The organism is Neoakkermansia glycaniphila (assembly GCF_900097105.1).
Taxonomy (GTDB): domain Bacteria; phylum Verrucomicrobiota; class Verrucomicrobiia; order Verrucomicrobiales; family Akkermansiaceae; genus Akkermansia; species Akkermansia glycaniphila.
Genome location: NZ_LT629973.1, coordinates 2,714,730 through 2,735,750 on the forward strand (window position 1 = coordinate 2,714,730; position 21,021 = coordinate 2,735,750).

15 protein-coding genes and 1 tRNA gene are annotated in these 21,021 nt (G+C 50.9%); 8 read left to right on the forward strand and 8 right to left on the reverse strand.

The features are described 5' to 3' along the window. The first annotated feature begins 129 nt into the window (after nucleotides 1–129). The 4 genes from PYTT_RS11335 to rplT all read left to right on the forward strand — a co-directional run bounded on the left by PYTT_RS11335 (nucleotide 130) and on the right by rplT (nucleotide 3,682). Nucleotides 130–474, forward strand: a complete 345-nt coding sequence (locus PYTT_RS11335; RefSeq protein ID WP_067775926.1) for a histidine triad nucleotide-binding protein — start codon at nucleotides 130–132, stop codon at nucleotides 472–474. Between the two features lie 24 nt (nucleotides 475–498). After that, complete coding sequence (locus PYTT_RS11340) at nucleotides 499–2,880, forward strand: glycoside hydrolase family 31 protein (protein WP_067775923.1); 2,382 nt, start codon at nucleotides 499–501, stop codon at nucleotides 2,878–2,880. 59 nt (nucleotides 2,881–2,939) lie between these two features. Next, on the forward strand, nucleotides 2,940–3,149 hold the full coding sequence (rpmI, locus tag PYTT_RS11345; RefSeq protein WP_067775920.1) for a 50S ribosomal protein L35: 210 nt from the start codon (nucleotides 2,940–2,942) through the stop codon (nucleotides 3,147–3,149). A gap of 149 nt (nucleotides 3,150–3,298) precedes the next feature. Then, the gene (gene rplT / locus PYTT_RS11350; RefSeq protein ID WP_067775917.1) at nucleotides 3,299–3,682 is read left to right on the forward strand and encodes a 50S ribosomal protein L20; all 384 of its coding nucleotides are present in this window, start codon (nucleotides 3,299–3,301) and stop codon (nucleotides 3,680–3,682) included. A 238-nt stretch (nucleotides 3,683–3,920) separates the two neighbouring features. Here the strand turns inward: rplT and PYTT_RS11355 are convergent, their stop codons facing one another. From PYTT_RS11355 to PYTT_RS11395, 8 genes are all read right to left on the reverse strand, one after another. Next, a complete protein-coding gene (locus PYTT_RS11355) occupies nucleotides 3,921–7,307 on the reverse strand; it encodes a glycosyltransferase (RefSeq protein ID WP_067775912.1) in 3,387 nt (1,128 codons plus the stop codon). A 95-nt stretch (nucleotides 7,308–7,402) separates the two neighbouring features. After that, nucleotides 7,403–9,463 (reverse strand): DUF6056 family protein, encoded by a 2,061-nt coding sequence (locus tag PYTT_RS11365; protein WP_067775909.1) that lies wholly within the window; start codon nucleotides 9,461–9,463, stop codon nucleotides 7,403–7,405. Next, nucleotides 9,460–10,293 carry a DUF1796 family putative cysteine peptidase gene (locus PYTT_RS11370; protein ID WP_172801823.1) on the reverse strand — a complete coding sequence of 278 codons (834 nt, stop codon included), beginning with the start codon at nucleotides 10,291–10,293 and terminating at the stop codon, nucleotides 9,460–9,462. Before PYTT_RS11370 ends, PYTT_RS11365 begins: the two co-directional genes overlap by 4 nt. A gap of 14 nt (nucleotides 10,294–10,307) precedes the next feature. Beyond that, nucleotides 10,308–11,402: a glycosyltransferase family 2 protein gene (locus tag PYTT_RS11375; RefSeq protein WP_067775903.1), complete on the reverse strand. Its 1,095-nt coding sequence runs from the start codon at nucleotides 11,400–11,402 to the stop codon at nucleotides 10,308–10,310. A gap of 41 nt (nucleotides 11,403–11,443) precedes the next feature. Further along, on the reverse strand, nucleotides 11,444–12,658 hold the full coding sequence (locus tag PYTT_RS11380) for a glycosyltransferase family 2 protein (RefSeq protein WP_067775900.1): 1,215 nt from the start codon (nucleotides 12,656–12,658) through the stop codon (nucleotides 11,444–11,446). Then, nucleotides 12,655–13,794, reverse strand: a complete 1,140-nt coding sequence (locus tag PYTT_RS11385; protein ID WP_067775898.1) for a glycosyltransferase — start codon at nucleotides 13,792–13,794, stop codon at nucleotides 12,655–12,657. Before PYTT_RS11385 ends, PYTT_RS11380 begins: the two co-directional genes overlap by 4 nt. 17 nt (nucleotides 13,795–13,811) lie before the next feature. Beyond that, nucleotides 13,812–14,678 (reverse strand): glycosyltransferase family 2 protein, encoded by an 867-nt coding sequence (locus tag PYTT_RS11390; RefSeq protein WP_067775896.1) that lies wholly within the window; start codon nucleotides 14,676–14,678, stop codon nucleotides 13,812–13,814. Beyond that, nucleotides 14,675–15,742 carry a glycosyltransferase family 2 protein gene (locus PYTT_RS11395; RefSeq protein ID WP_083076746.1) on the reverse strand — a complete coding sequence of 356 codons (1,068 nt, stop codon included), beginning with the start codon at nucleotides 15,740–15,742 and terminating at the stop codon, nucleotides 14,675–14,677. The genes PYTT_RS11390 and PYTT_RS11395 overlap by 4 nt, the downstream gene beginning before the upstream one ends. 327 nt (nucleotides 15,743–16,069) lie before the next feature. Here PYTT_RS11395 and PYTT_RS11400 point away from each other — a divergent pair, with 327 nt between their 5' ends. The 4 genes from PYTT_RS11400 (at nucleotide 16,070) to PYTT_RS11415 (ending at nucleotide 20,928) form a co-directional block, all read left to right on the forward strand. Beyond that, the gene (locus PYTT_RS11400; protein WP_067775890.1) at nucleotides 16,070–17,122 is read left to right on the forward strand and encodes a glycosyltransferase family 2 protein; all 1,053 of its coding nucleotides are present in this window, start codon (nucleotides 16,070–16,072) and stop codon (nucleotides 17,120–17,122) included. 13 nt (nucleotides 17,123–17,135) lie between these two features. After that, nucleotides 17,136–18,212: a glycosyltransferase family 2 protein gene (locus tag PYTT_RS11405; RefSeq protein ID WP_067775888.1), complete on the forward strand. Its 1,077-nt coding sequence runs from the start codon at nucleotides 17,136–17,138 to the stop codon at nucleotides 18,210–18,212. Beyond that, nucleotides 18,163–20,601, forward strand: coding sequence for a glycosyltransferase (locus PYTT_RS11410; RefSeq protein WP_141675813.1), 2,439 nt, complete (start codon nucleotides 18,163–18,165; stop codon nucleotides 20,599–20,601). Before PYTT_RS11405 ends, PYTT_RS11410 begins: the two co-directional genes overlap by 50 nt. A gap of 251 nt (nucleotides 20,602–20,852) precedes the next feature. Next, nucleotides 20,853–20,928, forward strand: a tRNA-Ile gene (locus PYTT_RS11415). Nucleotides 20,929–21,021: the final 93 nt, after the last annotated feature.

Consider the following 21,021-nt stretch of genomic DNA (forward strand, 5'->3'; position numbering starts at 1 on the left):
ACCTGTTCTTTCTGAATGTTTCCCGCTTTCCTTCCGGGGGAGGCGGGTTTTTCTTTCGTGGGATTGGAGCTTCCGGCACCGGAATTATTGTGGACACTGCCGCGCATTTTTGCTATCTTAGCGGGCGATATGGAAAAGACACTTTTTCAGAAGATCGCTGACGGGGAGATTCCCGCGACGATCGTCTATTCCGACGACCGTTGCGTCTGTTTCCGCGATATTCAGCCGCAGGCTCCGTCCCATCTTCTGCTCGTGCCCCGCAAGCCCATTCCCCGCATCGAAAAGGCGGAGGAGGAGGATGCCGGCTTGCTGGGCCACCTAATGCTTTGCGTGGGCAGGATCGCCCGGCAGGAAGGGCTGGACGAAGAAGGATTCCGCGTGGTGATGAACAACGGTCCGGCTGCCGGAGAAGCGGTGCCCCATCTGCATATCCACATTCTCGGCGGGCGCAGCCTGCAATGGCCTCCGGGCTAGGATGACGGTTGCCGCAAGCCTCCCATGAGTGAGACGTTCACAGCATGGTCCCGTGCCGAGTGGGTGGATCCGCACACACTGGAGCTGGCTTTGCCGACGAACAACCTCCGCATCTACTTTCTGGACAAGGGGATTGTGCGGCTTCGGTATGTATCCGGCGCCGTGTTTGAAAACATTCCGAGCTACGGAGTGGATCCGGAATACGAGCCGGATTATCCGGAATTGGCCGAGGAGGAGACGGCGTATGCCCTTGAAGTACGGACGCCGCGTCTGATCGTGCGCATCCGCCGGGCCGATGCGGGGCTGGAATTCATCCATCGCCGCACCAATACGGTGCTGAACCGCGATGCCGAAGGCATGGGCCACCGGAAAATCGAGTGGAACGGCGAGGAAAAAGTCTGGGTCAGCAAGCATCTGCCTGAAGGCGAACACGTCTTCGGACTCGGGGACAAGCCTTGGGCGCTGAATCTCCGGGGCAGGAGGTTTGAAATGTGGGGTGCGGACTACTATGCCTTCAAGGAAGGTTCCGACCCCCTTTATAAGAACATACCGTTCTATATGGGGCTGAACCGCGGCGTGCAGTACGGCATTTTCTTCGACAATACGATGCGGAGCTACTTCGACATCGGCGTGGCGAATCCGGAAAGGCTCATCTTCGGCGCGGACGGCGGGGTGATGGACTATTACTTCGTCTGCGGCAAGTCGGCGGTGGATACCGTGCGGCTTTACACCTGCCTCACGGGCCTGCCTCCTCTGCCTCCGCGCTGGGCGCTGGGCTACCACCAGTCGAAATGGAGCTACGGTTCGGAAGAGGTTGTGAACGCACTGGTAGCCAAGCTGCGCGAGCAGCGCATCCCCTGCGACTGCGTGCATCTCGACATCCACCACATGAACCAGTACCAGGATCTGACGTGGGACCGGACGAAATTCCCCGATCCCCCCGGCATGATCAGTCGGCTCGAAGAGCAGGGGATCAAGGTGGTGACGATCGTGAACCCGGGCATCAAAATCAACCCGGACAATTATGTGTGGCGGTCAGGATTCGAGCGCAACGTCTTCTGCCGCCGGCACGATGGCGCCCTGCTTGAAGGCAGCGTGTGGCCGGGGCTGTGCAACTTCCCGGACTATACGGCGCCCCGCACGCGCGCCTGGTGGGCGCACCTCTTCAAAAGGCAGATCGCGGAATACGGAGTGCGGGGCATCTGGACGGACATGAACGAGCCCGTCATGTTTCCCGACAAAACATTCCCGGACGATACGCGGCACGATTACGACGGCTACTCCTGCTCCCACCTGAAGGCGCACAACGTGTACGGCCACTGCATGGCGCGGGCCACGCGGGAAGGCATGGCGCAGTTCGCCCCCGATCGCCGCCCCTTCGTCCTCTCCCGCTCCGGCTACGCGGGCATGCAACGCTATGCGGCCACATGGACGGGAGACTGTGAAGCCGATTGGGACAACCTCAAGATGGCGAACCTCCAGTGCCAGCGGCTGGCAGCGTCCGGCGTCTCCTTCTGCGGAAGCGATGCGGGCGGCTTCCTCAAGCACCCGACGCCGGAACTCTTCTGCCGCTGGATGCAGATGGCCGCTTTCCACGGCTTCTTTCGCAACCACTCTTCGGGCGAGTTCGGCGGGCAGGAGCCCTGGCTCTTCGGCGAGGAAATACTGGGTTATGTGCGCCATGCCATCGAGGAACGTTACCGGCTGATGCCCTACATCTATACCCAGTTCTACAAATACTCCACGCAGGGTATCCCGGTCATCCGGCCTTTGGCCCTTCAGTGCGAAGAAAACCCGGACACCTTCTGGCGCAGCTCCGAATTTTTCCTCGGGGACGATCTGTACATCGTTCCCGTCCACCATCCCGGAGAAACGGGCCGCTTCATCTACATACCGGACGGTCGCTGGTACTCCTACTGGACGGATGAACTTGCCCCCCGCTCCCTCAAGGAAACATGGGTGGAAGCTCCGCTATCCCGCCTCCCCGTCTTCGTGCGGGGTGGGGCCGTCATTCCGCGATGGCCCGTCCAGCAATACATGGGTGAACTTCGTAACCCGCCTTGCATGCTCGACATCTGGTGGGCACCCAACTACGAACACTCCAGCTCCTGCTTCTCGGATGAGGGGGACGGCTACGGCTACCTCGAAGGGCTGTACCGCTACATGACCTTCAACTACATCGGGGGCAGGGACTATTTCACGCTCGTGCGCACCGACCAGGGCCACAAGGCCTTCTCGCTGCCCGTGCTGATGCTGCGCATCCACTGCCTCCCCGCCGGAGCGAGGAACATCGTCTTCACCGTCGACGGACAGCCCCGCGACATCCGGGCGGACGGGAAAGGCGTGTACGAGGCGGAAATCCCCGTCTGCTTCACCCGCATCGAAGTATCCTTCACAAGGGAATAACGGGGTAAATTGCAAATTTTTCTTGCTATTGGGACGAACTGGTGTATTGTACTCCCACCATGACCCGTAAGGCAGGTATTAACAAGACCCGTAAGGCTGTTGCCAAGCGATTCAAGGTTACCGGTACGGGCAAGGTTCTGCGCCGCCATCAAGGCAAGCGCCACATCCTCCAGAAAAAGTCCAGCAAGCGCAAGCGTCAGCTGGGCAAGGTCGCACTCGTGGCCTCGACGGACGTGTGGGCTGTGAAGCAGAATCTGCCCTTCGCCTAAACCGCTGAATCCCTCAGCAACAACTAGACTATCGCTCGCACCACGAGCGACCTTCATGCAGCCTTCCTCCCGACGTGGAGGATACTGAGCAGACGAGACTGCAAGGAGGTGAGGAAGAACAGTCTGTTCGACAGAAATAGAGATAAACTATGCCACGTGCAACAAATGGGCCGGCCTCGCGCCAGCGTCGCAAGCGCATCCTTCTTCGCGCCAAGGGCTTCCGCGGATTCCGCAGCAAGCTCTACCGCTATGCCAAGGATGCTGTGTATAAAGCATGGCAGTATGAATACCGTGACCGCAAGAGGAGGAAGGGCCAGTTCCGCCGCCTCTGGATCGCTCGTATTTCGGCTGCCGTTCGTGATCGCGGATTGACCTACTCCCGCTTCATGGAAGGCCTCAAGGCTGCGAACATCGAAATCGACCGCAAGGTCCTTTCCGACATCGCCATTCAGGATGCCGCCGCTTTCGACACCATCTTTGCCTCCGCCAAGGAAGCTATCGATGCCAAGGAAGGCGCCGCTCTCAAGGCCTGATCGCGAAAAACGCTATTAATATGAAAGGCTGTCCGGTTCATTCGGACAGCCTTTCATGCGTTTGGTATCAAGAGTAGGATTCAATCAATGAGACAGACTTTGATCAATATGGTGTCACCCTTCAATTCTGATCCTTACGGCTGAAGAAATGAGGAAATGAAGATATGCAGTTCAGGGAATCAGTGAGTAGCCGATTTCAATCATGCGAGAATGATAAGATTGATTCTTACCGCCATCGTCAGAATTTGAATCGGTAACGATCACGGAATTTTCGGCGTGCCTTCGGAAAGATAATAAATTTGGAAAGAATCCCAACGATTCTGTTGAGTTTTTTGATTCGTTTCGATGCTTTTTTTTCTATAAACAAATTGTTTTGCGTCAAGTACGATTCAAGAATATCCTTTTTGATGGACTCCTGTTGTAAATCTTTATTTAACGTTGTGATGAGATGCTGCTTAAGCTCAGGATTCGTTTCAATGAATGTGTCGGTTAGTTTCTTGAAGGCAGACAAAGTTTCAGCCTTCTGCATGTTTTCTTGCATGAATCGGATGCTTTGCGTTTGTTGCTGGCGGAAATCATGTTCAGCCAAGATGTTCTCAAGCTGCAGAACCCACCACAATCCTCCTTTGCCTCGCTGTTTCGCCGCATGGATAATATCAAGATGGAAACTTGCATGATCAATGATTTCCGGCCGTATCTGTTCGAGCATCTCCGGCGTCAATGTCGGCATATTAGGGCATTCGGTGCCACATGCCAGAAAATTGAGCTGTGTGCGAATACACTCCTCACAGTGCCCACAATTTGTTTGGCCTTTTTCGTTTTTCCAACAGACGCGAAGTGCTTGTATACCTGCTTGCCATTGGGTAATGAGAGCCGCTTTTGACGTGCTATCATATTGAAGGCCATCGGTTTGAATTCGGAAATTTCTGGAAGTCAGCAGAGAGGCGCTGATGGGATTGGAACCCCATCGCATGAGGTCGTGCGCATCCGAAATGGCAATGTGATATGGATACGAGCCACCGATAAGGCAGTCGGAATATTTTTGAGATAAAAATGACGCACATGATGTTATACAAGAAATGTGCGTAATGGTATCCCATTCCATACCGTGTGGAATGCCTTTTACGGGCATATCCCTGAAGTTGGTTTTGATCAGGTGTGTTTGGCTGATACCCAGATCGTGCAATACGTTCACAGTTTGTTCAAAACACTCTTGCTGAAAGTCTTCGCGTGACAGAGGGATGTCAACGCCCGCAATCATGAGCCCTGCCTGGATATTCAGGTTCCTGTATCCGGCTAATCCTTTTGTATGCCGATAGGCTGCGAATTGTGCATCCAATCCTCCCGAAAAATGGACAATGGCTTTTCGATGTTGGACGGCACATGAGTCGTCTTCCTCAATGTTATCGGGAACGATCGTGACGGGATGGAATATGCCGGGAGAAATGTCGATCCAGTACTCAATCATCTGCTCCATATTTTCCAGTAGTGATCGGCTGACTGTTCCTTTGATATGGAAGGTTCCTCCGGTTGCCATCATATGGAAGATCAGCATGCGTATCCACGGATTGCCATTGAGTTCGATATCCTCTTTCTGTTCTACATGGCATATTTCAGCATGTACATTGAAGTTGCCGGTTGGAGCGATAAACCGGACACCCATCAAATAACTGGTGGCGGATGTTTGCATGATATCCATCGGTACAATGCTTTGTTCGAATGGATATTTTGTTCTTTCCATCTGTTCCCAATAAGGGAATTCATTCGGATGATTCAGGAGATGGACATTGGTTTGATGGTTGAGAGAATGCCTGTATACACCGGACAATTTCCCGTAGCTGTTGTCCAGCATGTATACTTCTTTGTTCATCAGCAGAGAACCGATGGCCCCGTGAAGTCGATCAGTGAGGACGATGTCCGCTTCATCTATACTTGACAAGAAGCGTTGCACAAAAGAAGCATTGCTGCTGAAGTCTTCGCATTCATCACTATTCAGTGCAGACAAATCCAGGGTCTCATAACTGTTGATGATGCTCTGGGTTTTGGCGATGGCACTTTCTCTGTCTTCGCGAATGAATAAAAGAACTTTTCGGCCGTCAGGCAGCGTTGACAGGGCGTTTTTGACCCGCTGTTTCAGACAAAGATCATCGAATGTCGGTTGTTTGACGTTTTGTGCGAGAAACGCCTGAACATCAAGTGAGATAGCCATATCATCCGCCAGAAGGAACCGTGTTTTATGGTTGTTTGTTTTGCAGTAGAAGAAACTTTCCTTGTCTCGACAAAAAACGGTAAATCGCTCATCCAGTACATGCAGCAGAGGCAGGCAATCATGGAAACTCTGAGGCAGAATGACGCATCGGCGGATGCGAGGATCGGTAAACAAGTTGATCAGCCAAGGCAGAGCACCCCAATCCGGAATGCAGGCTCCACCTCCTCCATAAACGAGATCGTACGCCGTGATACCCTCTTCCAAATTACTGTAGGGTTGGAAACGGAGCCCATGTTTTTCGAATAGGCCCAGTGTGGAGACGGCGATCAAGGCATCGCCAACATTACCTGGATTCGGCTTGTAATAGAAGGAATCCAGCTGTTGGAGCTGTTCGGCGATGGCATCTGCAGAGCGTGAATAGGATTGAAGAAACGATTCGTAGTCTGCTGCCTGTCGCAGAATGTCTGGAAGCTCTTTGAAGGCAGGAGGCAAGGAGTTTTGAAAATGGTGTTCCGGGCAATGGTCAAGCAGAGAAAGATAGGTTTCCTTGAATGCGATGTAGATATTCTTTTTATCGCGATGCGGTGTATGCCAAAAGGCCCAGTAAAGATGCCCAAGAGCTCCATGATAGAGATAATTCGACTTCAACGACTGATCGTGGAGATGTTTGAAGACGAATTCGGCTTCCAACCCGATAATTGTACATAGATCGTTGAAATGACGACTGCGGTCGTTTGTGATGGAGTCGGTTCTTTGTCGGTAGTAATAGAAACTATGTTCCAAAATGGCTATGGTTTCGGCCTGAAGGAGAGCTTTTTTGAAGAACAGATTGTCTTCAAACGATAAGCGAGGGGGAAACCGTAGATGCAACCGTTCGATGAAATCCCTTTTCCACAAGACCGTACATACCATGACGGGAAGTTGCCATAACAAGTGCCAATTATCAGAAAACGTTTGATAATTGAAATGATCGACCGGAAAATCGTGCGGCAATAAGGCCGAATAATTTGTATAGTCGTAAAGCCTCGTTTCTCTGGTTTTTTCATCGTATAAGTCGGCTTGAAACATGAGCATGTCTGCATGGCTTGTTTCAGCTTTTCGGACAAGTGTCTCAAGCGCATCCAATCTCAGCCAGTCATCGGAATCGACAAAGGCGATATATTTCCCTTTTGCTCTGTCGAGTGCATTGTTGCGCGATGCGCTCAGTCCTTGGTTCGACTGTTCTATGACGATAATATGGGAGTGATGCTGGGCATATTCCTTGAGAATGGCTCCACTATCATCCGTCGACCCGTCATTGACACAGATGATTTCCGTGTGTTGCCACGTCTGGTTGACGATGCTATCCAGACAGGTGCGAAGATATTTGCCCGTGTTGTATACAGGGATGATGATGGAGATGGTTGGTGAGATCATACTTCAGAGAAAAATAGTACAGGATGAGAGAAGGGCCGGGATACTATATATTGGCATAGCCGATATCCGGAATGAGAAGATCATGACAGATACATTTATGGGCGAATAGCATCTTTTTGTTGGTGCGGCGGCCGATATTGTTCTTCGGATATACTTCGGACTCGGTAGTATTGTGCCGCCGTTGTATTGGGCCAATTTTTCCCGTCAGGAGAAAATTCACTGAAAATTAATCGACCACGTTGATAGTTATAAGGGAAAGGCAGTGGGTACGCAAGTTTAATATCCTGTTCCCCTCGTGAGATGGCTGCTTCGATTTGATGCTGCCGTTGTTGTTCATACGGTTTGATCAAACGTGCATAATCAATGGCTCCGTAGACATAGGCAAACGTATAGAAACATAACAGCGCGAGAGGTATGCAACTCCATGCCGTACCCAGTTGCCGATGTGATCCGATGATTAATACGGCCGCTGCAATAATGAGCAGGTAGCATGCCGGCAAGATAGACATGGGGTAGGGAATGGCTCCGGCAATATAGGAGGAGAAACATATCCAGGAGAAGATGATACACAGTCCAGCTTTACCCTGCAGCCGGAGAATCGCAATGCGTTTTTGTTTATTGGCAATGGCGGCGATCATCAATAGGATAATATATGCTATTATTAAATAGTATGTTATATGCGAGCATTTCCAATATATCGAAACTAATTCCGGGTAATGTGACAGCTTTTCACTCCATGGCATATGTTGCAGATTAAGAGGGACGGAACCCGTACCGGAAGCCCGGGCGCTCAAGGCTGGGGCAAAGAGTAAAAGTGCCGTCCCCATGATAAACCCTATCCCTCCCATATAGAGCATGGGAGGGATGAGGGATCTCCGCCGATACTGTATAAAAACATATAAGCACAAGAAACAGCATCCAGTAATACTGAGACTCTCGCTGCCCATACCGGCAAGAATGCCCCACAGGCAGAACCAGAAGGAGATGCCTGCATTCCAATAAGATGGGGAAGATATGGTGCTTCCGAAGGAAAACGAACGTCTATAGAATGAGAAGAACCAGAGAGTAATGGCTGTCGACCAGATGTAATTGATCGCAGCGGCCTGGTCACATATATTGATCAGAAAATCATGGGAAATACCGATGATCAGTAAACAGCCAATCCCCAAATAACTGAGTGCAGCATAGGGCGAACGGAAAGATATTCGCCCTGCGGCCAAACGACAGATGATATAGGGCAAGAGAATCATCCACAAGGGTGTAACGATGCGATGGATGAATCTATCGGAACTGTTGACGGCAAACAGGAAAAACTCACCGATACGCGAATTCCAACATTTGTAACTATTGCAATATGAATCCCATGCAGTAAAGAGATCGAATCCGTTGTTGTCGTAATTCTGGTGTACGGCAAGTGCTGCACCGTAGTCGTCATGTCCGAACCACGAGAGGGTAATAATCTGGTAAATCGTTGTATAGAGCAGGGCGGCCGCGCATAGTGCAAGTATTATGCCTGACCATGATCGTATGTCCTGCAGTGGTGGTAATATTTGGTGTCTGGATGCCAGAGGTACGAGTTTCGGTGTGTGTTCTTTCCACAGGCGGAAGGGGGCAAGGGCAATGAGTGAAAGAATACCCCAGATTGCCAAGGCCAAAGACCATCTGATATGGTATTGTCCTTTGACTGTGGTATTTTCTTGTTTAAGCCGAAAGCGCATCTGTTCGCCCGTGAGCGGGGTAAACTGTAAAGTGCCATCTTGTTCGGATACCTGCTCAATTGGTTGTTCGGGAGTCCATGCGTGATGTGCGGCGAATGGCTGTTTGTTTTCAAGGATGACATTGCGCAATTCCATGGGAGAGGAGCCGTCTCCCAATAAAATATTCATGACGTCTATCCGCTTGACGGGGATACGAAATTTGAGTTTGGTGAAGGTTCCTGCCACGGGATTTTGTCCGGATGTAGCTTTCATGATCGGCCATGCGTCAGGTTTGTCCGGAGAATGATATGCGATTTCAACCAATTGCACTTTTCCCGTGCTGCGTGCTTCCATTGAAAGATCTACGTATGGAATCCGGTAGAGAGAATGGAGGCTCAGAGTTATCACTGCTGAGATGAGCAGGCAAAAAAGGATTTTTTTGGTAGAAGATATGATCATGGCTTTATTGGTTGAGCCGCTTTTTGTGCATGATGCAAACGATTGCGCAGTTCCGCAATTGCTTGTTTGAGAATACGTCGCCGTTCTCCAAAGGATATGTAACGGAGAAGACGTTTTTTTTGCATTTCATACTTCAGTTGAGGTATATGTGTACGATCATAGGCAGGTGAATCAGGGAGGTTTCTCAATGAAAAATTATCCAGCAGGGCTTTTTCCCAGAGCTGTGCGTTACCGATCCATGCCCATCCATTCGTGGTCAAATCATCGCCCTCGGGATGGATATCGCGTGCCCGGAGTTCTCTGATGGATCCATTGGCATGAAGCAGTATGTCCCTGTATACGATAGTTGATGCATCGGGATCATGGTTGATATTCAATATATGCAGAGTCAGGTGTGGATAAAGAAAGCGCAATGATTCAAAAAATTTAATGAGTGCCTGATCTTCAAGCGCTGGTCGATTCAATACCCACCCGACTGCACGAGCCTGTTGGAGAAGTCGGCAAAGTCGCTGAGTGCGCCTTTGCATTTTTTTCTGCATGGTCTCAAGTTGATTTTGAACGGAATCTTCCCGTCGAAATTCATGCATCGAAACCATACCGGAAGGGATGTCGGTAATCCAACGAGAGAAGCCGCCCCAGTCTTCCTTTTCTTGCCACTGGTCAAAATATCCACGGAATTGTTTTTTCAAGACATCGATATAGGTTTCAAGAGAATAGGACATCATCCAGTCGAGCGGTGAGGAAAATTGGCGGTAACCGCTTTCTCGAAGATGATAGCTTGGACGACAAGCCGGTCCAGCGGATAAGAGAAAGTCGCAGGTTTTGATCATAAACCGGGAGAGGATTAATGGTTGTGTGAGGTATTGTGTTGCTCGGCCAAACAGCATTTGAGTTGTTGTTTGACAGCGTATTTTTTTTGCTTGTAGTAGTTTCTTTTATTTCCCCAACAGATTTTGGAAAGGAGACGATAACGAAAATAGTCTTTTTTGAGCTCATTTCGTTTTTGTTGCAGTTCTGCACCGCGAGTTTGCTGCTGGCGTATTTCTCGAGATAATATTTCCGTTTTTTCGAATTGCATGAGATCATACTGCATGCGCAAAAGCTTACCTCGCAGTGTAATGGTATCTATGCCCCTGTGAAGGGTGGCGCATTGCTTCAGTCTGATAATTTGATCTTGTAAATTATATTTGACGCGCTGGTACATATGCGGATACTGGATGACCTTCATCATGAGGTAAGGCCAGTATTTCTCGGTAAGAAGAACGTATTGATCTGCTACGGTGACAACACAATCGGTGGAACATCCTCCTTTACGGAAAATCACATGGTCCCCGGTGACGCTGGCTGGTTTGTACGGATGCGCTGCCAGTTTGGCCATGAGGTCCCCATCAGCGATGACGGGGAAGGTTTCACCTTCGAATCCTCCGAGATTTTGTATGATGTCAGTTTTGCAAAAAAGGGTCTGATGGCAGCAAAAGGCTCCCATAAAGGCATTGTCGGGGTCCGGCCAGAGACGCACGGTGAATTCTCCGTTGTCCAGAACGCGTGCCGTGCCCATGGTATAGTCGGCATTGCCTTCGAGGATGGGGGCAGATAGGGCAGCGATTGCACCCGGAAGAAATTCGTCATCCGCATTGAGGAAGGCGATGATTTTTCCTTTGGCGAGGGCAATGCCTTTGTTCATGGCATCGTAGAGGCCGTCATCCGGTTCGCTGATGTAGGAGGTGATATGGCCTCGTTCTACAGACTGTTGCAGGTAGGCCTGAGTGCCATCTGTGGAATTACCGTCGATGACAAGATGCTCAATATGTAAGCCTGAATCGCGTTGGTTGACGACAGATGCAATGCAACCATCCAGATGGGCAAGGGCATTGTAGCAGACAGTGACAATTGTTACATCGGGAAGGTTGGCCGGAATGTGTTCGGTTGAGTTGTTCATGTGTCGGGTCATAATGCTGTTAGCAGTTGCGATTGGTGTGTTCAAAGCGATTGTGAAGCAAGCTTCGCTTTAAGTTCTGTTTTCTTGCGTCGATACCTTCGGCGCATGGCTCCGAAGGTACAATGTGACAAAAGACGGTATTTTCGATATTGGCGGCGTATCGAATTTCTCAATAGTGTCTGTAAAACTATGTTTTCCTGCTTAAGCGTTTGCAATGCCTGCACGTGCTGAGCTATTTGATTGTTCAGAGCGTCGCAGGCTGCGGTCTGTTGTTTCAATTCATGCAGGAGATATTCGGACTGGCTGGTCGTAGTCAGATGCCGGAAGATGTCGGCATACCATTTGGGAAGTGCGTAGGCGCGGTTTGGTCTCCGGGTCTGCTCATGCTGAAGTTCCCGGGAAAGATTGGCATATACCGATTGAAATCCTTCCCACGAACGCATTAGGAACATGTAATAATGTCCGTTGCCGATCAGTAATTTAAGATAACTGTCATAGACGAAGTCAAACCCGCCCTTGCTCTGCAATGCCTCTTTGAGTTGCAGCATGACATGGTACCAGTCAAGGGGTGTCAGATCCGTTCCCGATTGCTGGTTGCCGCCATGGGCTTGCCGGTAATGGACAAATGGTTTGTCGACAATTGTGATTCTGCTTGCATGGTACATGGCCATGCTGGCAAAGAAAGTGTCTTCGCTGCGTTTTGTACTCGGATAAAGCAATTGATGCTTTTCGAGCATGCTTCTGCGGTATAATTTATTCCACGGTGTGGGCGCACTGATCTGGAAGATGCAGTCTGGCATGTCCTGTACGGAAAATGGCAGGGTGGGGGGAATCAGCGCTCGATCGAGGCAATAATCGAAAGGTGTGCTTAATCCGGTGTTCGTATCGTAGTAATCGGCTGACCACAGGCAGAGATCCGCTTGATCCTGTTCGCATTGGTCATAGGCCTTTTCCAGCATGTCCGGTTCAAAAAAATCATCTGCGTCGAAGAAGGCCAGATATGTACCTTTGGCATGCTGCATGCCATTGTTGCGGGCCATACCTGCGAATTGATTTTGCTGACGAATGATGAAGAAACGGTCATCTTTGTCTGCATATTCTCTTAAAATATCGAGAGATGTATCTGTCGAACCATCGTCTACACAGATGATTTCAATATTATGCAATGTTTGTTCGACAATACTGTCCAAGCATTGCCGGAGATGTCTTTCTGCATTGTAGATGGGAATGATAACGGAGACTTTGGGGAATATCATGATGGAGTATTGGAAGTTGCATCCATATCAGGATGGTGGATTTTTGCACAGGAAATACCGAAGATGCGTATTTTGGTGAGGTTGCCGAGCCGTTTGAACCGAGCAACGGGGATTCCCCATATTCGAACCGTCCATTCCTTTTTGTTGGAAAAATCGGGTCTGCAATCATGTTGCACATAAAATGATGCGAGTTGCGACGGTTCCAGATCGAAGATGTGGCGGTAGAACGGATCCGGATAATGGTAATAGAGCTCATACGAATACCCTCCTCGGAATAAAAGTCGCCTTACTTGAGAGAAGAAGCGTGTGTAGAAGTCGGTATTCTCTCCATCGGCAAGGTGGAGATGATGGGTCAGCAAGGGCTGCATGATGGCGAACTGCCAGTAGTCGATGATGTCGCGCCGGGGCTGGCCGGACTGTTTCAGCAGGTCGGCAATCATTTCATAATGCCGGAATAGTGAATCATAGTAGCGGGATGAGATGGCTCGGCTGGTCGAGCCGTCATGCTGGTTATAGTAGTAGACGGCGCCGTCTTCCAGAACGAGTTTGTTGGCGTGGAGCAGGGCATTGACGAGGAATACCATGTCTTCCCCATGCGTCAAAGAGGGGAAGATGATATGGTGGCGGCGCAGCATGTCCGTGCGGAACAGTGTGTTCCAGAAGGCATAGGTGTAGGCGATGCCGGGGAAGGAGTGCCGGAGCAGGCATTGCCGGATGCCGTCGTTCATGCGGGAAGGTTCGGCACGATCGGGCCATACGGCAGTGAAGGAACCTTTGACCATGTCCGCCTGTTCAGTGACGGCTTTGTCGTACAGGAGTCGGAAGTAGTCCGGTGCAAGCCAGTCGTCGGAGTCGACGAAGGCGGTGTATTCGCCCCGGGCCGTTTCCATGCCTCTGTTGCGAGCTTGTGCGACTCCGGTATTTTCCGTTCCTTCCAGAATGCGGATGCGCGCATCTTCGGCAGCGTACCGGTGCGCGATATCCATGGAACGGTCTGTCCCGCAATCGTCTACGAGGATGAATTCGATTTCCCTCATGGTTTGGCTGACGAGGGAATCCAGGCATTTGCCGATGTACGCCTCCGTGTTGTACACGGGGACGATGACGGAGATGCATGGTGTGTCGTTGCTGGGCATGGCCGGGTAAGGAGAAATTATTTGCGAAGAATGATTTTCAGGAAGGGAATGGCATTGAACAGGTAAACTTTCCATTTCCGATTGTCGGCGCTTTGTGTGATGCGCAGCAGGGGAAGGAAATTGAACAAGGTGATTTTGCTGACCGTGGTCGCCTGTTTTTTACGGGTAGCGGGTGTGCCGGACAGTTCTCCACCGGGTGCGAAAAGCTCCGGGTAATACTGGCGAAGGACGTCGAGCCGTTCGTTGCGGTGCTCCGGAGTGTCGTGGGACGAGACGCCCGTGTAGTTATGAATGGAGAGGATGCGGTCGAAGTGGCGGCACGAGGCATGGTGGACGACGATGAATTCGATCCACTTTTCCCAGTCGCTGACGATGCGCCTGTTTTCGTTATAGCTGCCGTAGCGGGTGAAGAGGTCTCGCCGGATGATCGTGGCTTGGTGCGCGAAGCTGTCATTGACGAAAAATTCGGGTTTCAACGGAAAATCCTTGCCGAATTCCTTGAACAGGGGTATTCCGCCTTCCTTGAGAAAGAGTGCGTCGCAACAAACGATGTCTTCCTGCCAGTCTTCATGGGTGAACAGTCGTTCCAGAGAAAAGGGGTCAAGGAAGTAGTCTCCGCCATTCAGGAAGATGACATATTCGCCTTTTGCGCGGGCAATGCCTTTGTTCATGGCATTGTAGATGCCTTTGTCCTTCTCCGAGATGAAGACGGCCATGCGCTCGCGATATTGCTCCAGCGTGTCGAGTGTCCCATCGGTGGACCCTCCGTCGATGATGAGCCATTCGAAGTTCTGCCATGTCTGCCGGACGACGCTTTCGCACGTGGCTGCGATGTTTTTTTCGTTGAAGCAGACGGTGATGATGGAGAGCTTGGGCGTGTTCATGCGGACGGAAACTGATGAGATGAAACGGTTGCGGGGAGAGAATCCATCTGTCCCAGAGTTTGGTGCCGGTCGATGCGCCATGGAAACCATTTGCAACGGCGGAGCGGTCTGTTTGGATAAAGCATGGCTCGAAGTTTGACAAACTGCTTTTTATGAAAGGATTCCCCATAGGTGAAGGAAGCGATATCCAGCATTTGAAGGCCACTGGCTGCCAAGGTTTCTATTGTCGTTTGTTTGGCCTCCTCTTCCACGGTTTTCAGGTTCCACAGGCTGTATTCGACGGCCCAGTCGGCAAAGCTTTGGTGCAACATGTGGCGGATGCCGCGTTCTGACAGCAGATCGTGCAGAGCCTGAAGTGCTTGATAGAAGGCCAAAGGCGCTTTGCTGCGGCGGTGTGAAAGGGAGCTGCGGTTTCCTCCCCGTTGAGTCAGGAGGATATCGTCAACAGTGGCAATGCGGGAAGCGAGGGCAAGCGCTCCGAAAACGAACAGCATGTCTTCGCTGTTCGGCAACAGGGGAAACGTGAGGCATTGCTGCCGGATGAATGAAGTTTTGAACAGTTTGTCCCATGCCCAGCCTTGGAATATCTGGAAGAGTTTGTCCGAAACGTCCTGGCCTGAAAAAACATTCCGATCAGGCATCCATTGTTGTTGAAAGGCTCGGGTGTGCTCTCGCCGTTTTCCCGTGTGTTCGTCGTGGATGCATGAGCGGAAGACGCAGACGTCGGCATCGTGTTCTTGGGCAGTAGACAGGGCTTTGGAGACCATGTCGGGCGCAAAGATGTCGTCTGCATCAAGAAAGGACAGGTATTCGCCTTGCGCCAGCGAAAGGCCGGCATTTCTCGCTGCGGCTGCGCCGGAGTTGGCTTGAGTGATGAGCCGGATCTCCGGAAACCGCGCGGCATAGTCTGCCAGAATGGAACCGGAAGCATCCGTGGAACCGTCGTCGATGCAGATGATTTCCTTCCCGCTCAAAGTTTGCCCGACGATGGAATCAAGGCACGCCCGCAGATAGGGAGCTGCATTGAAAACGGGCACGATAATAGAAACCTTGGGGCTAGGCATGGAACAAAGGACGATAGCATGGCAGCCGCAAACTGCTCGGAATTCCTAGAAACGATAACTGTTTTGGAATCTGCTGTCAAGATTCATATGTGTTTGCTTCGTGTAATATATTGCAATATAATGAATAATTTTTGAATGTTCCCGGTTTGTATGGAAAGAACGATTTGGTGAATGAAAAAGTATTGTTCTCATAATGATCTTTTTTCAAGTATTTTATGATTTTTTTTAAGAAGACGGATTCCAAATCCGCTATACTGGTTCGGACAGCCTTGGACCGTAATGGTGCAGGGACAAAACGAAGGTTAGATTCTCGTCTATTGTCCTTTCATGAATGTACTACCTCTGATTTCCGTTATTATACCCGTTTACCGCGTAGAGCTCTATTTGCGCGCATGCATGGATTCCATCGTGAATCAGACATATGCGAATCTTGAAATCATCTGTGTGAACGACGGTTCTCCGGATGGCTGTGGGGAGATTTTGCGTGCTTATGCAGTGCGGGATCCAAGAGTGCGCGTGATCGACAGGGTGAATGGAGGGCTCGCTTCTGCCCGTAATACGGGGTTGGCGGCGGCGCATGGCAAATATGTGGGGTTTGTCGATTCGGATGACTGGATCGAGCCCTGCATGTATGCATCGCTTGTTGAGGCGATGGAAGCGGATGATGCCGATCTGGCCGTTTGTGGCGTTTGTCTGGAATACGAGGTGGCTGCCGGTGAAAAGGAGCGTGAATGCGATTGCCGCTATTTTGCAAGGCCCATGGCCGGGCTTCGTCCTCTGGATGCATCGGTGATGCGTGTTCTCGACGTTTGTGCCTGGGATAAATTGTATCGGCGCGACCTGATTGAGCAATACGGGATCCGGTTTCCCGACGGATACCGCTACGAGGACAACGTGTTTTTCTGGGCCTATGCGATCCGTTGCCGATCTGTAGTAATTCTGGAAGGTGAATGGTATCATTACCGGCGGCGGCCCAGCAGCATTATCAGCGAAGTCCGGAACGGCGGCTGTTCGCATTCCACCGAGGCGGTGGAGGTATATTCACTGATTGCGGAAGATTTGCGCTCATGCCGTTGCTTCGATACGTATGCCGTGCCGTTCTTCGTTCTTCTGGCCGGGCAGGTAGGGCTGTCCAGCGCTGCGGACAGGAAGCCTGCGGAAATTTTGGCGGGGGCGATATTGAAAGCATGCAGATTTCATCAATACCTTCATCTCTTCGACGCAGGGGATGAATGGGTGGTGCAGAGGCTTCTGCCTCTTTGCCGGAAGCCGAGGTGGAGGGAACGGTTCGTTTCCCGGCTATTTCGGCGCCATGTGTCTCCCGGCGGTACCGTTCGCTACAAAGTGCTTGGTATTCGCTGCCGAAAAATCAACCCCTGATGCCTTGCCTGCCATGAAAGCTATTGTTTCCGTTGTCGTACCGATCTATAATGTACAGAACTACCTGCGCCAGTGTCTGGATTCCATTCTCGGACAGAGTATGAGCGAACTCGAAGTCATTTGCCTGGATGACGGTTCGACCGATGGCAGCCCGGCCATCATCGACGAGTATGCCGCACGGGATGCCCGCATCGTGCCTGTGCATGTACCCAATGGCGGCTATGGCAAAGCCGTCAACCGAGGGATCGATCTGGCTTCCGGAGAATGCCTCTGTATTGTGGAACCGGACGATTTCATTGACAGGGATATGTTCCGGATACTGTATGCCGCGTTGAAACGGTTTGAGGTACCCTTGGCGAAATCAGCCTGGTATGATTATTGGGATGGGGAGCCGGAAAGGAAGGTCTATCGTTCCGTGACGCAGGATAAACGGGATGGCCTGGTCGATGCATTCGAAACGCCCGTCTTGTATGTCACCAACCCGTCCATTTGGACGGCCTTGTATGATTTGGCATGGTTGCGTCGCTGCGGCATCCGGTGTAATGAAACTCCCGGAGCTTCCTATCAGGATGCCGGGTTTGTGCTGAAAACCTATCTTTCTGCCGGGAAGTTCTACGTGAGCAACCGTCCTTTTTATTGGTATCGGCAGACGAATGCCAATTCTTCAGTCAAAAACACCTCCAAGGTATATTGCATCTTCGATGAATTCACATGTATGGACGCATACTGTGCGCAGGCCGGATTGCAGGGGAATGTGTTGTCCGCCATACTCTGCAAAAGGAAATTGTCCATGTACTTTTGGGATCTTGCATTGGCTCCTGCCCATTTGCACAAGGAAATACGGTGCCGCATGCGCGGTGCCGTGCAGGAGGATTGGCGGCAGGGAGGAAGGACGGCTGGAATTCTGACGATGGAAGAAAAAGAGATCCTGTCGAAATTGTGCGATTCTTTCTTTCGCAGAATCGCGCTCCGTTTGTGTTCGGCCTGTTATTCCCGGATAAAAAAAGACGGTAGGGTGCGTATTCGCATCTTTGGAATTCGTGTTTTCAAAGGACGGTTGGCTTCCAAACAATCTTCCCGATCCGTTTGAACATTTATTTGCCGTTGTCATGCATTCTTCCTTGAATCCCGATGTTTCGGTCATTATTGCCGTGTACAATGCAGACCGTTTTCTGCGCCCTTGCCTGGATTCCGTTTTGGCACAGACTCTGGTCAATCTGGAAGTCATCTGTGTCGACGACGGATCGACGGACAAATCTTTGGCGATTCTGGAAGAATATGCCGCACGGGATGCCCGCATTCAAATCATCCGGCAGGAAAATGCAGGTGCAGGCGCGGCTCGCAATGCAGGCATGGGCAAAGCACGGGGTGATTATCTTTCTTTCCTTGATGCCGACGATATATTCCATCCCGATATGCTTCGCCGCGCATGTGAACAGGCCAAGCGTACCGCTTCCGATCTGTGCATCTTCAGGACGCGGCAGTACAGCGAGAGAACAGGGCGCAAGACGGCGGCTTCTTGGACGTTAAAATCGCATCTCCTGCCGGATTGCCAACCGTTTGCTCCTGAAGATGCCGCTGCATCCCTCTTCCAGATATGCATGGGATGGGCGTGGGATAAGGTGTTCCGGACGGAATGGATCAGAAGGGAAGGGATAGCCTTTCCCCCCTTGCGCAACAGCGAAGACATGTATTTCGTATTCACGGCTCTCTTCAAGGCGGAGCGTATTTGTTGGCTGGACGATATTCTGGTTACCCAGAGAATTGATGTCGGCAATTCCTTGTCGAACTCGCGCAACAAAGCTCCATTCTGCTTTTATGATTGCCTGATTCTTCTCCGGGAAGCACTGGAGAGGTCGGAACGTTGGCCGCTTTATGCAGCCAGCTACACCGATTGGGTCATCGAATTCGCCTCTTGGAATCTCAAAACACTGGATGAACCTGCACGCAGCGAAGTACGGCAGCGTTTGCGCCGCGACGGAATGCGGGAACTGGGAATCGTGCAGCAAATCCGAAACGGAGAATATGATCGGAAATGGGAATCAACGGTGGCGGATATTTTCGGAATATCCGCCGCCCGGAACGGCAAAGTATGCACAACAAAAGATCGGAAGAATGGGAAACGGAATTGGCTCGAAAGAATATATTCTATGCGGTACGATGGCTGGATGAAAATCGTCCGCGTCATGGGCTTCCGGTTTCGGCTCATCCGGAAAAAACGATTGATAGCGGATTGGAACGGCATCAACGATCGATTGGCTGAGATGCAGAACCGGATGGATGCCTTGCAGGCATCCGCCGAGGAACGAGAGGAAAAACTGCTGGGCAGAATTAACCTCTTGGAAGAGGATCAGAAGGTGGCGAGTGAACATAGTCGACTGATTGATATTCAGTTGTCGGAAGTCGGGACGCGTGCAGAGAAACAGGAACGGGAAATTGGACGGCAGCATGCAACAATCTGCGAAGAACAGGAGCGCATGCAGAGTGAAGCCGGAAAGTTTCGCGCGGAAATCAATCTCCTTTACAAACAGATCGCGTATCCGGAACGCGCCAGAGAACAGAGAGAAGGATGGGCTCTAATGTCGTACAACTATACCGGTGAAGATTATTACGATTGTGATTGTGTCAATCTGGGGGACTATATCCAGTCTTTGGCTGCCCGCCAGTATCTTTCGCGAATCGATACATACATTCCACGCGATGAAATCGCCTACTATGCGGGACTTCCGGTCAACATGATCATGAACGGTTGGTGGTGGGTATGTCCGGGCGTGCATGAATTGTCTGCCTGCATTAATCCTCTGTTTATTGCATACCATGTGAATAATCCCTGCAAGTTGACGCCCTCCATGCTCGGCTATCTGAAAAGAAACGAACCTGTCGGGTGTCGGGATCTGTCGACGCAGAAAATCCTTCTGGAACACGGTATCAAAGCTTACTTCTCGGGATGCATGACCTTGACACTGGGGAGAAGCAGGCAGTGGGCAGGCGGGAACGGTCGCGTCTTGTGCTGCGATTTCGACATAGCCGCCGATACGCCTATTGCGCGCTGCCTGCGTGAAGAGTGGGGGCACATCTACAACCTGCGTGATGTCGATATCTGTACCCAGTTGACAACTCTGGAAACGAGTCAGGATGAACGTTTTCAGGCGGCCGAACAATTGCTGGAAACATACAGGCAGGCCGCACTTGTGATTACGTCGCGCATTCATTGCGCTCTACCGTGCCTGGGCATGGGGATACCGGTCATCCTCGTCATATCACAGTATGACCATTTGCGATTCGATGGGCTGGTCGATTTACTCAATCGGTTGATCCAACATGAAGATGGGAGGATTGAAAGCCATATCTGCCGAAAGCTCGATCAGGGTGGCAGCGTGGTGGGCATACGCAATCCGGAGGATTATCGAACGTACCGAGATTTGCTTGAAGATAAACTACATACGGCATGGCCTGGATCCATGATCCGGTTTGACTGAGGGAGAACTTGCTTGATGTTGGTGAAAGCAGGCAGAATATCGCAACTGACGGGCAAGTGGCCTCCGTACTCATACGGCAAGCAATCTGTTTGTTCGGAGGAATCACGTTTCGGAAAGAATGATACATGCTCTCATCAAAATGCCTCAGGACAGGCCTGCAGGCTGAAAAGTTGAAAAGCAATCCACATGACTAATTTCAAACTTGCTGAAAAGGCCATCCTGTTATATCGTCCTGTATCTTCTTCATTTGAGGGGGTGTAGCTCAGCGGTTAGAGCAGAGGACTCATAATCCTTTGGTCCAGGGTTCGAACCCCTGCGCCCCTACCACTCAAAAATATTGAAAATAAATAGGTTGACGTGTTTTTGGTTTGGCCCAGATTAAAGGTAATTATGGCTTAAAATAAGTCTAAAAAGTCCGAA

Excerpts from the sequence above, each read along its gene's own strand:
- PYTT_RS11335 (WP_067775926.1), top strand. The coding sequence starts at position 130 with ATGGAAAAGACACTTTTTCAGAAGATCGCTGACGGGGAGATTCCCGCG.
- PYTT_RS11340 (WP_067775923.1), top strand. The coding sequence starts at position 499 with ATGAGTGAGACGTTCACAGCATGGTCCCGTGCCGAGTGGGTGGATCCG.
- rpmI (WP_067775920.1), top strand. The coding sequence starts at position 2,940 with ATGACCCGTAAGGCAGGTATTAACAAGACCCGTAAGGCTGTTGCCAAG.
- rplT (WP_067775917.1), top strand. The coding sequence starts at position 3,299 with ATGCCACGTGCAACAAATGGGCCGGCCTCGCGCCAGCGTCGCAAGCGC.
- PYTT_RS11355 (WP_067775912.1), bottom strand. The coding sequence starts at position 7,307 with ATGATCTCACCAACCATCTCCATCATCATCCCTGTATACAACACGGGC.
- PYTT_RS11365 (WP_067775909.1), bottom strand. The coding sequence starts at position 9,463 with ATGATCATATCTTCTACCAAAAAAATCCTTTTTTGCCTGCTCATCTCA.
- PYTT_RS11370 (WP_172801823.1), bottom strand. The coding sequence starts at position 10,293 with ATGATCAAAACCTGCGACTTTCTCTTATCCGCTGGACCGGCTTGTCGT.
- PYTT_RS11375 (WP_067775903.1), bottom strand. The coding sequence starts at position 11,402 with ATGAACAACTCAACCGAACACATTCCGGCCAACCTTCCCGATGTAACA.
- PYTT_RS11380 (WP_067775900.1), bottom strand. The coding sequence starts at position 12,658 with ATGATATTCCCCAAAGTCTCCGTTATCATTCCCATCTACAATGCAGAA.
- PYTT_RS11385 (WP_067775898.1), bottom strand. The coding sequence starts at position 13,794 with ATGCCCAGCAACGACACACCATGCATCTCCGTCATCGTCCCCGTGTAC.
- PYTT_RS11390 (WP_067775896.1), bottom strand. The coding sequence starts at position 14,678 with ATGAACACGCCCAAGCTCTCCATCATCACCGTCTGCTTCAACGAAAAA.
- PYTT_RS11395 (WP_083076746.1), bottom strand. The coding sequence starts at position 15,742 with ATGCCTAGCCCCAAGGTTTCTATTATCGTGCCCGTTTTCAATGCAGCT.
- PYTT_RS11400 (WP_067775890.1), top strand. The coding sequence starts at position 16,070 with ATGAATGTACTACCTCTGATTTCCGTTATTATACCCGTTTACCGCGTA.
- PYTT_RS11405 (WP_067775888.1), top strand. The coding sequence starts at position 17,136 with ATGAAAGCTATTGTTTCCGTTGTCGTACCGATCTATAATGTACAGAAC.